Source organism: Bathymodiolus thermophilus thioautotrophic gill symbiont, assembly GCF_003711265.1.
Classification (GTDB): Bacteria; Pseudomonadota; Gammaproteobacteria; order PS1; family Pseudothioglobaceae; genus Thiodubiliella.
In genome coordinates this window covers 133,209-148,746 of sequence record NZ_CP024634.1, presented here as the reverse complement: position 1 = coordinate 148,746, position 15,538 = coordinate 133,209, and the positions used below count along the sequence as shown (strand labels likewise).

Sequence of the window (15,538 nt, the reverse complement as noted above, 5' to 3'; positions counted from 1 at the left end):
ATTATGAATATTATAGAGTAAGCGTAAATCATCTTGAAAAAAAATACCAAATCTAAAGCAAAAAATACCACTCAGCCTCGCTACACCCGTGCCAAAAACGAGGTGTTTTTTATTGCACTCATTGCCTTTAGCCTGCTTTATCTTGTGGCATTAATTACTTACTCACCAGAGGAAAATCCTTGGTCTGGCGTTGCCCTCAGTGGAACTGCAACTAACTTAGCGGGTGTGTTTGGCGCTTATTTGGGTGATTTTTCTTTGTCAATCTTAGGTTATGGCGCTTATTTAATCCCAATTTCACTAACTTGGCTGGGCTACAAAATTCACAAAAACACTAAGAAAGAATCGAACAGTTACCTTACTATTGCCATCCGACTTGTTGCCACCATTCTATTATTTGCCTCTAGCACAGCATTACTAGCACGAAATACATTGCCCCCCGCTGGCGGTTGGGTTGGCGAAATGGTACACAATTACTTTGGTTCGTTATTCGGGTCAACATCGTTGCTTGTTTACCTAAGCATTATGATGATTAGTTTTAGCGTTGCTAGTGCCACTTCATGGAACAGTATTCTTGCTTCTGTCGGCAAAGTGCTTCGTAGGCTGTACGCTAGTTTTGTGCGATATCGTGCAAAATCCCGTGCAAAATCTGAAGCAAGAAAAGCCGCCAAAGCCTTTGCTAAGGCACAACAAGCCAAAGCCCCAAAGCCCAATCTAATAAATAAAGTGAATGTGACCAAAAAGAATATGCCTCCAAAGAAAATCAAGGCAGCAACAAATTCCAATCTGTTTAACGGCACAACTTTAAGCGGACTACCTGATTTGTCACTGCTTGATGAAATCAAAGTCAGCACCAAAGGCTATTCTGAACAAGAACTTGAAGAAATATCACGCCAAGTAGAACTCAAACTCAAGGACTTTGGCTTTAGTGTAACCACTACCGCAGTAACACCGGGTCCCGTCATTACACAATTTGAACTTTCTCTCGCACCGGGTGTTAAGGTATCGCAAATTATGAACTTGAGCAAAGACTTGGCGCGTGCTTTGTTGGTTGAAAGTGTGCGTATTGTTGATGTTATTCCTGGTAAACCTGTGATTGGTTTAGAGATTCCAAATACCGAACGAGAAATAATTGGGTTAAAAGAAATTTTATCTAGCGAAGTGTTTGCTAACTCATCTTCTATGCTCACCATGGCGCTCGGCAAAGATATTAACGGACAACCCATAGTAACAAATTTAGCAAAAATGCCGCATTTGTTAGTGGCAGGCGCAACGGGCATGGGAAAATCAGTTGGGCTAAATGCGATGATTCTAAGTGTGCTTTATAAAGCCACGCCAGAACAAGTGCGAATGATTATGATTGACCCTAAAGTCGTCGAATTATCGTGTTATGCAGACACGCCACACTTACTCACACCCGTTATCACCGATATGAATCAAGCCGCCTCTGCACTGTGGTGGTGTGTCAATGAAATGGAACGCCGCTACTTATTACTGGCTAAATTTGGGGTTCGAAACATTGAAGGCTTTAACGAAAAACTTAAAAAGTCCAAAGAAAAAGGGACGCCATTACTTGACCCAAGCTTTAATGAATTAACTGCCGAAGAGGGAGAAAGTGCGCCAGAACTAGAGTCATTGCCACTGATTATGCTGGTCATCGATGAATATGCCGATATGCTAGGCTCGCTAGCACAAGAAGACCGTGCCAAAGCCAAGCGCGTAGAAGCGCTCATCATACGCCTTGGGCAAAAAGCGCGTGCTGCTGGTATTCATTTAATCATTGCCACCCAACGCCCAAGTGTTGATGTGATTACAGGTCTTATCAAATCCAATGTCCCTTCTCGTGTCGCCTTTAAAGTTACTTCAAAAGTTGATTCTCGAACCATTCTCGATCAAGGCGGTGCAGAACAATTATTAGGTATGGGCGATATGCTCTATATGACACCCGGCATTTCGCACTTAACTCGTGTACACGGTGCCTTTGTTGGAGACGATGAAATTGCACGCGTGGTAGGCTTTTTACGCGAACACTCTGAAACCAATTATCTGGATAGCGTTGTTAACGCACACAGCGAATCTGCCAGCTCCCACGAGGGCACTGGCGAAACTGGAGGCGAGATGGATGCCTTATACGATGAAGCAGTGCAAATTGTTACCTCATCACGCAAAGCCTCAATTTCAAGCCTACAACGCCACCTACGCATTGGCTACAATCGCTCCGCACGGATTATTGATGACATGGAGGCCTCAGGCGTTGTTAGTAGCATGAACAGCGCAGGCAATCGACAAGTACTAGCGCCAAAACCAATTGGCAAGGATTAAAAAATGATCAAAATATTTATTATCGTATCTTTCTTGTGGGCAAATACAGCGCTCAGTGAACGCAACCAGTTTTCCGAGTTTTTCAATTCAATAGAATCACTCAGTGCCAACTTCTCACAAACAGTGTATGACGACGGCTACAATTTGTTAAGCAAAACAACCGGCAACTTTACCTTCCAACGCCCACAAAAACTACGCTGGCACACCACCCAGCCCAACGAACAAACACTGCTACTGAGCAACGATGAATTATGGCTAATCGACACCGAACTTGAACAAGCGGTTTTACAAAAAACCAAAAATTTTGCAGAAACACCCCTCTACTGGCTAATCAACAAACCCAACACCCTTAAAAATGTGCCAAAATTTTCTCATCAAGCGGGCGGCATTGACTGGTATTTAGCAAAAGGTAACACTCAATCAGTAGAATTTGGCTTTCAAGACGGACTACTGAGTGCCATTGTGCTAATCAACGATTTAGAACAAACAGTTAGCGTTTCGTTTGACCAACTAGTCATTAACCCCAATATCATACCAAAAACTTTTGAATTGGCGATTGACCCAAGTTTTGATATTATTAAATAAAGCCTTTGCATAAATATGAATGGTTAAAAAATCCATTTTTTACCGAATTGACAATTTCTCTAAACTTTGCCCTAGTAAACTAAAACTGAATTTAAAAAATCACCAGATTGACAAAAGATGGATTTTTAATGATTGTTCATAAATTATACAAAAACCACATACAATCAATATATTGAGACCTTTACATAAATATAAATAATCATCAAGAATCCATTTTTCACCCACTTGGTAATTTTTTAAACCCAGCCTTAGCCCTGCTAGGACAAGATTTAAGAAAATTACCAATGGCACAAAAATTGAATTTTGCTAATCATCCATATTTATGCAAAGGCCTCATATTTGATAGGTTTTAATTCCTAAGGTTTGCCGTTAATATTTCTCTATTCGATTACATAACGCTCATGCCATCATTAACAGATTCAAGATTAATATCAGCATAAGCACTGGCGTCAATGATTGTGCCGTCAGCGTATTCAAATTTTTCAATCTGGTATCTATCGCCAGCAAACCATTTTTTAATGGTAATTTCATCTGTGTTACTGCTGTTAGATAAAACCAAATCTAGCCCTAGATTTGTCGCCACAATATCATTGACATTAATGCCTGCACCAAAAATAATTGTATCGTCACCAGAGGCATAGTTGACGCTATCCTCAATAATTTCATCCTGACCGTCACCTAAGTTAAATAAATAGGTATTTTTACTACGAAAACCACCGCCATCTAAAGTATCGTTGCCTGTTCCGCCTACCAGGGTATCGTTGCCTTTTCCACCTCTTAGAATATCGTTGTCGCTACCACCATTCAAAATGTCGTTCTTATGGCCACCTGTCAAAATATCATTGCCTGCCAAACTGTAAATGCTATTATTAAAATCCATCCTCCCTGTCAAAATGTCATCTTGATTTGTGCCACTTATTTCAAAGATCATATCAGTATAAGCACTGGCGTCAATGATTGTGCCGTCAGCGTATTCAAATTTTTCAATCTGGTATCTATCGCCAGCAAACCATTTTTTAATGGTAATTTCATCTGTGTTACTGCTGTTAGATAAAACCAAATCTAGCCCTAGATTTGTCGCCACAATATCATTGACATTAATGCCTGCACCAAAAATAATTGTATCGTCACCAGAGGCATAGTTGACGCTATCCTCAATAATTTCATCCTGACCGTCACCTAAGTTAAATAAATAGGTATTTTTACTACGAAAACCACCGCCATCTAAAGTATCGTTGCCTGTTCCGCCTACCAGGGTATCGTTGCCTTTTCCACCTCTTAGAATATCGTTGTCGCTACCACCATTCAAAATGTCGTTCTTATGGCCACCTGTCAAAATATCATTGCCTGCCAAACTGTAAATGCTATTATTAAAATCCATCCTCCCTGTCAAGATGTCATCTTGATTTGTGCCCCTTATTTTAAAGATCATATCAGCATAAGCACTGGCGTCAATGATTGTGCCGTCAGCGTATTCAAATTTTTCAATCCGGTATCTATTGCCAGCAAACCATTTTTTAATGGTAATTTCATCTGTGTTACTGCTGTTAGATAAAACCAAATCTAGCCCTAGATTTGTCGCCACAATATCATTGACATTAATGCCTGCACCAAAAATAATTGTATCGTCACCAGAGGCATAGTTGGCGCTATCCTCAATAATTTCATCCTGACCGTCGCCTAAGTTAAATAAATAGGTATTTTTACTACGAAAACCACCGCCATCTAAAGTATCGTTGCCTGTTCCGCCTACTAGGGTATCGTTGCCTTCTCCACCCCTTAGAATATCGTTGTCGCTACCACCATTCAAAATGTCGTTCTTATAGCCACCTGTCAAAATATCATTGCCTGCCAAACTGTAAATGCTATTATTAAAATCCATCCTCCCTGTCAAGATGTCATCTTGATTTGTGCCCCTTATTTTAAAGATCATATCAGCATAAGCGCTGGCGTCAATGGTGGTGCCGTCAGCGTATTCAAATTTTTCAATCCAGTATCTATTGCCAACAAACCATTTTTTAATGGTAATTTCATCTGTGTTACTGCTGTTAGATAAAACCAAATCTAGCCCTAGATTTGTCGCCACAATATCATTGACATTAATGCCTGCACCAAAAATAATTGTATCTTTACTAGAGGCATAGTTAATACTATAATCAATAATTTTATCCTGACCATCGCCTAAGTTAAATAAATAGGTATTTTTACTCTGAAAACCACCGCCACTCAGGGTATCGTTACCTTTGCCACCTTCTAAGGTATTGTTACCATTTACACCATTTAAAATATCGTTTCCAGTACCGCCATTGAGAATATCATTGCCATTTGTTCCAGTCAAAACTTGATCACAATCCCTTGCTAACTCTTGTGCAATTTCATCGCCATAAATGTCACCAGTTGCCCTAATAGCCAGTAAAGCCATTTCACCTTCTGCGCCCATATTCTGCAATAATAATTTTAATTGTTTAAGTTTAATTAGAATATTTTTTGGATTGCTTGCATATTCAAAGTGTATATAGTTTACAAGAGTATCTACATACACTGCCTCAATATCGGTGTCAATGCGAATCTTAGCAAGAAAATCATCACTTATATTCTTAAGCATTTTTTCTTTGATATACACTTTGAAATCATCAAAAGTTTTGAGTAATACTGGTGCCGCTTGCCCATATAGGCCGTTATCACCTCCTAAACACCGAGCGTCAAGCCATTTTTTTCCCATTAATTCTTCAAGCGCCTCTAGTTTTCTAGCGTCGATAACATTACTGTAATTTTTTGTTGTTGCCTCCCTGCTGTTTGGATCTATGTCTTCAACGCCTGTCCAGTGATAAATCATCTGTGTAAGTAGCGCATCTTGCTCATCATCGCTACTGCCAATTACTTGCTCTACCAGAGTTTGCAACTCACCACTGGCATCTAGTGCCATGGCTTGGTGCAGACTGCGCACATTGCCAAAGCCTAGTAAATTAGGCAAATTCTTAATAACATCACTTACTGCCACCAAGTTAGTTTCCTTGGTAACGGCCAAATTTACATCAAACCAAACATCGTTCATCTTGGCACTACCGCCATCACTACGGGTAAAGTGTCCTTGTTGTTTATGAGCGTTGTTGTTGCTATCTACTTCATTTGAACTGATGTAAGTAGTACCAAGTGAAACTACTCCTGCCTCACTCAGACTTAAAAGCTCACCGTCATCCAATTCACCATCAGAGTCTTTGTCTTGCCAAACTTTAATGTTATTAAATTGAGCATCTGTATTGTCAATAATGCCGTCTCCATTACTATCTAACTCACTCAGTGCTTTAAAACCATTAACAGAATTTCTACCATTGGCAAGTAGAGTGTTATTGCCAAACAACTCAGATCCATCGTCAATCTTACCGTTATTATTACGGTCATACACCAATAAACCATCGTCACTACCTACCCAAGCTGATTGCTCTTTAAAGCCGTTACCATCATGATCAAAATACACTCCTGAGTTTGCTTTAGAAATGGTTTCTACTACGCCATCAAGATCGAGATCTAAAACAAGTGGACTTTTAGAATTAGTAGCAAGCCCCAAGTCTCTTTTAACTTGGTTAATCACATCTTGTCTGACATCTGGGTTATCGTTTAGCCACTGGGTGAAGGTTTGCGTGCCTTGTGTGTCTTTTAAAAGGACCAAGTTTCCTGGGCGGACAAGTTCTGGATTGCCTGAAAAGTCAGGATTGAGAGCGAGGAGTTCGTTGAGGGTCATGCTATTGGCTTGAGCGATTTCGCTGAGAGTATTGTCACCTTTGATGGCGGTGGAGTCACCGTTTTCTAAACCTTCTAACGCCTTAACATCAGCACGAGATTCAGAATTATCAGTTCTAGCGTGTTCAATAGCAGCATCTAAATCAATGCCTTTATCAGTAGCAAGTCGTGGATCGGCTTGAGCAGTTCTTGCGCTATCAGTGAAGTAGTCGTAGATTGCTTCATCTGCTACTCCACCAGCGGAACCTAAGTCAATGCCAACAAGAGGAGATCCAAAGCTACCTAAAAAACCCCCAATCACACCACCAACAAATTCAGCCATTTCTTGTGCTTGATTGTCAGTATCAGCAGCAATGCCAATTTGCAATACACCACTCGACTGTCTAATTAAAGACAATCCTGCTTTAAATGAAGGTGGTGCTTTGCTCATAGCATCACTAACTGCAGAATATAAGGCGGCGTTTATATTGCTAGTAATTTCGACTATTGTGCTGTCTTCTGGTAAATTTTGATTATTATTTGGCATGGGTTTTTCTCCTGTTGTTTAATTAAAGAGTGGCTATATATAAAAATTATCAATGAGAGTAGTGCTCCTATAGTAAATATTGCACCAAAAGCTCTTACTGAATAATAAATATACCTAGTTTTAAACCAATTTGTTGACGCTTCACCACTTACACAGGAATGTTGGCGGTGTAGTAACCATGAAAATCCCAAAATAGCAACATATTTTTTTATCGTAATACCTGCTAATAATATCTTTTATTGTTATAACCCCGCTTAAATTGCTCTCTTTATTATAGTTAAAATTTCCCTTAACCAAAATCATCATATAAAGCACATTCACCCTAAGTATACACCTAAAAAGCCACATAATAAAACAAAATATAACAATACAGACAAATGGGTCAGATACGCTATAAAGCCTGATATTCTCCAATCTACCCACCATCGGCACACAAAATCCAAAAAAATCTTTGCCCAGTTATATTATCCAAATCAACAAAAAACTGGTCAGCCAACTCAAACCTAAAAACCAATAAGCGCTGGATTTGTATTGTCTTTTGGTTTGCTCTAATGATTGAATTTTATCTACTAATAAAACGCTCTCAATAGTTTTTAGCATAATATTTTTTTCTATTTTTAGACTACTTTTAATACGGATTTATCTAGTATGAATCAAGTTGCCTCTGCACTGTGATGGTGTGTCAATGAAATGGAACTGCTACTTATTACTGGCTAAATTTGAGGTTCGAAACATTAAGGCTTTAACGAAAAACTTTAAAAGTCCAAAGAAAAAGGAACGCCATTACTTGATCCAAGCTTCAATGAATTAACTGCCGAAAAGGGGAAGGGTGCACCAGAACTAGAATCTATGATGAAGCAGTGTAAATTGTTACCTCATCACGCAAAGCTTCAATTTCAAGCCACCACCAACCGCTCCTGATGATATGGAAACCTCAGGCGTTATCAGCAACATGAGCAACGCAGGTTATTGACAAGCGCTAGTAGCGCACAACCTTGCCTTCCAACGCCCACAAAAAAAAACTACGCTGGTACACCAAATCACTAAGTTGACAAAAGATGGATTTTTAATGATTGTTCGTAAATTATACAAAAACCACACACAATCAATATATTGATAGGTTTTAATTCCTAAGGTTTGTCGTTAATATTCCTCTATTCGATTACATCATAACACCCATGTCATGAATGTCAGCATAAAAACTAGCACCAACGATTGTGCCGTCAGCGTATTCAAATTGCTCAATCTGGTACCCTTCACTAGCAAACCAATTTTTAATGGTAATTTTATCTGCGTTGTTTTCGTTAGATAAAACCAAATCCAATTCTAAACTTGTCGCTGTAATATCAGTTATGTTAATGCCTGCACCAAAAATAATTTTGCTATGCCTATAACCAACATCAGATCCAATATCCTTACAAACAGTAACCTCATCCTGACCATCGCCTAAGTTAAATAAATAAGTGTTTTCACGATAAAAATTACCGCCATTGAGAATGTCATTGCCTGCACCGCCCTCTAAAGTATTGAAAAGCCCTTCTCCATTTAAAATGTCATTGCCTGCACCGCCCTCTAAAGTATTGCAATAACCGTTTCCTCCATTTAGAGTGTCATTACCTTCTCCACCTATCAGAATATTGTCACCATAACCACCATTTAATACATCATTCCCAGCAAGTCCAATAAGCCAATGTACATCGTAGCCTTCTGTGGCATTAATAAATTGTGTATCTTTGGCAAATAAAATCTGTTTATTGTCAATGCGTACTGCCATTTCTTCTTGGGTCATATTTTTAAAGATTGGACTATTATTTTTGAGTATTGATAAATAATTAAAGTCTTTGGATAGGGCTTGTCCATATGCTTCATTAAAACCAAGTGTCAGCGCCATAGTATTATCGTGATCAGTCAAAAAATCCTTTGCTATCAATGATTTAGTAGCGCTAGTATCGATATTGGGTTCGCCGTCTTCAAAGGTTAACTTAAGAGACTGAACCCAGGGCTTAAACAAAGTTTGCCTTGCAACTTGAGTCATTTGATAGGATTTTAGAGCATCATAAGCCTGCTCATAAAAAGTCTGAGAGTCCACTCCATTGTTCTTGTTAAAACTGTATACATCAACCTTACCTGCATCTGTTTCTTGTGTGACAAACCAAGTGTTGTTGTTATCTAAAAAACTACCCTCAGCACTCATGGTCTCTAGGACGGCAAGTTTCTGCCTAAGCGTGTCGTCAATATCAAAACGAATTAATTTTTTGTTGTACTTTTGTACTTTACTACCAGCAATAAACTCAGCATTAAAAGCAGAGGCTTGGACGGCACCTTTACTCCATTGGTAAAGCACTTGATCAAAAATTTGTGATTGCTCACTATAAGTGCTTTTACTCATCAAATTAGTAACCAAGGATTTCAGGGTATCATCCACACTCATGGCTCCCGCTAAATCGCGAACATAGCCCAAGCCCTTGACATTAAAATCGGCATTTTTAAATTTAACATCGGCTAAAAATTCAGAATAAAATTCGTTCTGATCCAGAGATAACTCAGCTACCCTTCCAATAAAGTCATCAGTTTTAGTAAATTCAAGTCCGTCGGTTTGCCTTGCGCCATTAAAAGTATTGGCTTCACCTGTGCGAGTAAGATTAATAAATTCTATATTTAGATCCTCCAAGGTTTTGATTTCATTTCTTTGTCCAACACCATCCTGATTAACATCTTGCCATAATCTAAGATTTTTAAACTGTTCATCCTCATTGTTAATAATACCATCGTGATTACTGTCCAAATCAGCCAAAGCCTCAATGCCATTCTTGGCTTTGTTTCCATTTGACAATATAGTGCTGTCGCCAAACAATTCTGAGCCGTTGTCAATTGCACCATTGCCATTTTTATCAAGTGCTAACCAAGCATCATCCTCACCTAACCATGCGCTTTTGGTTTTAATGCCATCTGAATTATGGTCAAACATTACGCCATTCTTGATAGGCACTATTTCAATGCCATCACCATCTAGATCAAAAGCCAATGGGTCGTTATATTCAAAATTTCCTGCCAAGCCAAGCAAGCCTTGAATATTTTGTAATAGGGCTTCTAAAGCAGAAATATCAGCCTTTAAAAGAGAGCCTATAAGACCTTTTTCAAAGCCACTCATAAAGGCTGACGAGACTTCGGTGTTTATTTCTTTAGCGTCTTGGTGTTTTAGATAATCATAAACATTGTCAGTAATGTCTTTGACTGTGACACCTCCTTTTGTTGTTTCTAGCACAACCAACCTAACGCCAACCCTTGGTTGAAGTGTGAATCCAGAGGCCACCACAATCTTTAGAACACTCAAATTACTGACAACATCAGCAATAACGCGACCAACCTCTGCCACCACTTTGACATCATCATCACTATCAAAAGTAGCGTTAATTTTAATCATGCCTTTGACATACACTACTCCAACTTTTTGCCCTACTTGAGATAGTGCCTTATCGTTTTTCATAGCCTCATCTAACAATTCAGTTACATGTTTAACTGCTTCATCGTAAGTATAAAATGTCTCACTAAAATTCCATTTATATTCAATCACTACCTTCTCCTTTGTTGTTTAAAATTAGTTAAAATTATTTTTAATTCTAATGTAAGACTGATAATGTGCAGTATTCCTGTCTGAATGCAATGCAATTGCACCAAGAAAATGTTGGCTCGCCTCAGATGCGTGCCTTCCCTTATTAATGGAGTAGTTTCGACGATGTCTATTCTTTAATATAAGCGTCTTATCAAAATTAAATTTTCTCAAACAGTGAATTCAACTCTCTTAAATTCACACCATAAGTGCAACATTCATGTCATTATTGGCAGATCCAAGATTAATATCAAATAAGCGCTGGCGTTAACAATTATGTCGTCAGCACATTCAAATTGTTCAATCTAAATCGGTATCAGAAAAAGCAATCTTTGGTAATACTTTTACCTGTGTTGTTGCCAAATAAAAATAAATCTAACCTTAAATTTATCAGTGTAATATCGTCGTTATTAGATCTGGATGAAAAGCAACTTTATCTTGTTCATTGCTTAAAGCACTATATTGAGGGTCAATACTAGCACTAAATTTTGCGCCATCAGCATGTTCAAATACCTCAATATCGCCACCAGAAAACCAACCTTTAGGGACAGGAGGTGCGCTCTCGCTAATATCGCTATAAGCGCTAGCGTCAATGATTGTACCGTCAGCGTATTCAAATTTCTCAATCCGGTACTTGCCATTAAACCAATTTTCGATGGTAATTTTATCTGTGTTGTTTTTGTTAGATAAAACCAAATTCCATCCTAATTTTGTCGCTACAATATCCTTGCTGTCAATACCTGCACCAAAAACAATTTCATCAAGACTACTAAAGAGTGATTTGGCGCTCTTTTTATCCTTAAATGCTGGTGGTTTATCAAAAGATGTATTAATAACTTTATCCTGTCCATCGCCTAAGTTAAATAAATAAATGTCTTTACCCTGATGACTGCCACTGAGAATGTCATTGCCTGTTCCGCCCACTAAAATATTGTTACCTTCTCCTCCATTTAGAGTGTCGTTACCTTCTCCACCTACCAGAGTGTCATCACCAACATTACCCTTCAATACATCATCCCCGGCAAGCCCAATAAGCCAATGTGCCTGGCCGTTTCTTGCACTAATAGATTGTGTATCTTTGGCAAATAAAATCTGTTTATTGTCAATGCGCACTGCTATTTCTTCCAAAGTCATATCTGCAAAGATTGAATTATTGTTTTTGAGTATTGATAAATAATTAAAGTCTTCGGATAGACTTTGATTGTGTCCATATGCTTCATTAAAACCAAGTGTCAACGCCATAGTATTATCGTGATCAGTCGCAAAATCCTTTACTATTGATTCTTTAGTGGCACTAGTATCAATATGATATTCGCCTTCTACAAAGGTTAGTTCAAGAAGATTAACCAAGGGCTTAAACAAAGTGTACCTTGCAACTTGAGTCATTTGATAGGATTTTAGAGCATCATAAGCTTGCTCATAAAAAGCCTGAGAATCCACTCTATTGCTCTTGTTAAAACTGTATACATCAACTGCCTTGCCTATATCTGTTTTTTGTGAGGCCTTTACCCAAGTGCTCTTTGTTAGAATATCCTCAGCACTCATAGTCTCTAGGACGGCAAGTTTCTGCCTAAGTGTGTCGTCAATATCAAAACGAACTAATCTTTCTTTGTACTTTTGTACTTTACTACCAGCAACAAACTCAGCATTAAAAGCAGAGGTTTGAATGGCACCTTTGCTCCATTGGTAAAGCACTTGATCAAAAATTTGTGATTGCTCACTATAGGTGCTTTTACTCATCAAATTAGTAACCAAGGATTTCAGAGTATCATCCACACTCATGGCTCCTGCTAAATCGCGAACATAGCCCAAGCCCTTGACATTAAAATCGGCATTTTTAAATTTAACATCGGCTAAAAATTCAGAATAAAATTCATTCTTATTCAGGTGTAACTCAGCCACCTCTCCAGTAGAGCCATCAGCTTTAGTAAATTCAAGTCCGTCAGTTTGCTTTGCACCATCAAAAGTATTGGTTTTACCTGTGCGAGTAAGGTCAATAGATTTTATTCTTAGTTCCGTCAAGGTTTTGAGTTCACTTTTTTGGCTAATGCCATCATGATTAGCATCTTGCCACAATTTAAAATTTTCAAACTGATCGTCCTTATTATCAATAACGCCATCTTTATAACTATCCAAATCAGCCAAAGCCTCAATGCCATTCTTGGCTTTGTTTCCATTTGACAATATAGTGCTGTCGCCAAACAATTCTGAGCCGTTGTCAATTACGCCATTGCCATTTTTATCAAGTGCTAACCAAGCATCATCCTCACCTAACCATGCGCTTTTGGTTTTAACGCCATTTGAGTTATGGTCAAACATTACGCCATTATTGATAGGCGTTACTTCAATGCCATCACCATTTAGATCGAAAGCCAATGGGTCGTTATTTATAAAATCTGCTGCTGAGCTAAGCAAATCTTGAATATTCTCGAGCAGGGCGTTTAAAACAAGAATGTCAGTCTCTAAAAGATGGCCTATAAAACCTTTTTCAAAGCCATTTATAAAGGCTGCTGGGACTTTAGTGTCTATTTCTTGCTCGTCTTTGTGTTTTAGATAATCGTAGACATCGGGAATAGTGTCTTTAGTTTTGTCATCTTTTTGCACAACTAACTCAACGCTAATCACTGGTGCAGTTACTTTAGTATCAGTAGCCACCACAATCGTCCCTTCCACTTCATTCAAATGACTGAAAACATCAGCAACAGCATGACCAACCTTTGTCACCATTTTGACATCATCAGCACTATCAAAAGTAACATTAATTTTAATCGTATCATCAGCGTACCTTACTCCAACTTTTTTTCTTGCCCACAACGGCACCTTATCATCTTTCATAGCCTTATCTAACAATTCAATTATATGTTGAACTGCATCATCGTAAGTACGATACATCATACTATCTTTATGTCCGTATTCTATCATTACCCTCTCCTCTGTTGCATTTAAAAGCGATTGAAATTATTTTTGATTCTAATGTAAGGCTGATTCATGTCTGAATGCAAGGCTATTGCACTAAGAAAATGTTGGCTCATCTCAGATGCGTACCTTCTATTTCTAATGGGACAGCCTCAACAATGTCCTATCAAAATTAAATTTTCCTTAAGGCTTTTCTTTTACCATAATTTACCTTCTATATTAAACTATTTTTAAAGATTGTGTTTAATTTTATACTAATTTTTATCACTATGAGACCTTTGCATAAATATGGATGATTAGCAAAATTCAATTTTTGCCCACTTGGTAATTTTCTTAAACCTTGTCCTAGCAGGGCTAAGGCTGGGTTTAAAAAATTACCAAGTGGGTGAAACGAGGATTCTTGATGATTATTTATATTTATGCAAAGGTCTCACTATGTTATTTAAAAATAAAATTAATTTCGATCCATAAATAATGCCATTTTCAAAAATAAATCAAACAATTTGGCATTTATTCTCATTCCAAATATTAGCAGTAAAATATCGGTGATTATATGCACTATGTTATCCATTTTATTTTTGAAAATGGTGTAAGTTGGAACTAAATTTTTATTAAGAACTTTCTTTTTTTTTGCAATGTTTGTTCTGTAGATTACCTTTGAATATTGGGGTTTATTACCTGCTAAATTTTAGCGCAACGACCCTACTTTTGAATTTATCAAAAAGTAATGTTATTTCCCGCTTTTCTTTATCAGCAACCTAAGGGCAATAATGCCAAGTACAAATGCCATTAAAAACCATTGCAGGGCATAGCCCAAATGCTTATCAACAGAGCCATAAAAGGGTTGCCATTTTCGATAAAAACCATGCTTGGCATTCACATTAAGTTGTGCCAACATGGGCACAATAGAATAACCTGACAATTGCGACAATTGATTTAAATCTAGAGACTGAATTAACAATGGAAAGATTGGACTGGCATTCTGTTGTTTAAGTTTAATGCGCTCTTTAGGGCTAATCAGCTTAACTTGAATGGTGGTTATATTTTTGCCAATATTCGTATTAATTAATTTATCACGATTGCCATACCACGGCACAAAGCCACGATTAACCAAGATTGCAGTTTGATTTTCAAGCACAAAAGGGGTTAAAACATAATATCCTGCATTGCTATTAACAATTTGATTGTCGTAAATAAATTGTTTGTCGTTATCATAATGCCCTCGAAGTAAAACTTGATAATGCTCTTTATTAACAAGCTCATTCACTGGCACAAACTCAGCAGGGCTCAACTGTGCGGCGACAATATCAGCCTCTATTGCACGCTTTTCAGCAGCACGGTCTAATTGCCAAAAACCAAGGGACAACAAGCCCCATAATGTTATCACAATCAATATAGTGGGTAGAATAAACGCGCGTTTCATTGTTTTTGTATCGCTGATGGCGCATCAAGTATCACTGTATTAGGCTGAATCCAGCCCATATAACCAGCGAACATCACAAATAAAAACAAGACAATTGATAGTGTAACGCGCGTTACCAAAGACTTAAACATTTTGTCTGATCCTTGTTTCCCACCTTTTACCATGCCAACAAGCCCAAAGCCTAATGCCACTAGAATAGCAATGATAACAATAACGATTAAAATTTCCATTAGCGAGCCCTCACTACATTTTTTGATACGATTAAGTGTATCAGATTAAAAAAAACTTTGTGTAAATAAAATCCTTTAAACCTTTACCTGGCAAAGATAAGGCTATTCATAAAGAATTTACAAGTGAATAAAAAATGGATTTTTGATGATTCATATCACTACAAATGTCTTTAAAAAAGGCTTCATTT

7 protein-coding genes are annotated in these 15,538 nt (G+C 37.9%); 2 read left to right on the top strand and 5 right to left on the bottom strand.

Translation table 11 applies throughout. The features are described 5' to 3' along the window. Positions 1-33: 33 nt before the first annotated feature. Together MS2017_RS00495 and MS2017_RS00490 are read left to right on the top strand one after the other, a co-directional pair. On the top strand, positions 34-2,319 hold the full coding sequence (locus tag MS2017_RS00495; RefSeq protein ID WP_122950909.1) for a DNA translocase FtsK: 2,286 nt from the start codon (positions 34-36) through the stop codon (positions 2,317-2,319). A gap of 3 nt (positions 2,320-2,322) precedes the next feature. Then, on the top strand, positions 2,323-2,904 hold the full coding sequence (locus MS2017_RS00490) for a LolA family protein (protein ID WP_071564529.1): 582 nt from the start codon (positions 2,323-2,325) through the stop codon (positions 2,902-2,904). Positions 2,905-3,292: 388 nt separating this feature from the next. On the opposite strand, the gene MS2017_RS00485 is transcribed toward MS2017_RS00490, so the two are convergent. The 5 genes from MS2017_RS00485 to MS2017_RS00465 form a co-directional block, all read right to left on the bottom strand. Next, positions 3,293-7,171: a calcium-binding protein gene (locus tag MS2017_RS00485; RefSeq protein WP_122950908.1), complete on the bottom strand. Its 3,879-nt coding sequence runs from the start codon at positions 7,169-7,171 to the stop codon at positions 3,293-3,295. Between the two features lie 1,162 nt (positions 7,172-8,333). Continuing rightward, complete coding sequence (locus MS2017_RS00480) at positions 8,334-10,745, bottom strand: calcium-binding protein (RefSeq protein WP_122950907.1); 2,412 nt, start codon at positions 10,743-10,745, stop codon at positions 8,334-8,336. 426 nt (positions 10,746-11,171) lie between these two features. After that, complete coding sequence (locus MS2017_RS00475; protein ID WP_122950906.1) at positions 11,172-13,703, bottom strand: calcium-binding protein; 2,532 nt, start codon at positions 13,701-13,703, stop codon at positions 11,172-11,174. A gap of 724 nt (positions 13,704-14,427) precedes the next feature. Next, positions 14,428-15,120 (bottom strand): SURF1 family protein, encoded by a 693-nt coding sequence (locus tag MS2017_RS00470; protein ID WP_071563754.1) that lies wholly within the window; start codon positions 15,118-15,120, stop codon positions 14,428-14,430. Next, entirely contained in the window at positions 15,117-15,350 is a 234-nt protein-coding gene (locus tag MS2017_RS00465; RefSeq protein WP_071563753.1) for a twin transmembrane helix small protein, read from the bottom strand. The genes MS2017_RS00470 and MS2017_RS00465 overlap by 4 nt, the downstream gene beginning before the upstream one ends. Positions 15,351-15,538 lie beyond the last annotated feature (188 nt).

Bases quoted from the DNA above. Each gene is read 5' to 3' on its own strand.
- MS2017_RS00490 (WP_071564529.1), top strand. From the start codon at position 2,323: ATGATCAAAATATTTATTATCGTATCTTTCTTGTGGGCAAATACAGCG.
- MS2017_RS00485 (WP_122950908.1), bottom strand. From the start codon at position 7,171: ATGCCAAATAATAATCAAAATTTACCAGAAGACAGCACAATAGTCGAA.
- MS2017_RS00475 (WP_122950906.1), bottom strand. From the start codon at position 13,703: ATGATAGAATACGGACATAAAGATAGTATGATGTATCGTACTTACGAT.
- MS2017_RS00470 (WP_071563754.1), bottom strand. From the start codon at position 15,120: ATGAAACGCGCGTTTATTCTACCCACTATATTGATTGTGATAACATTA.
- MS2017_RS00465 (WP_071563753.1), bottom strand. From the start codon at position 15,350: ATGGAAATTTTAATCGTTATTGTTATCATTGCTATTCTAGTGGCATTA.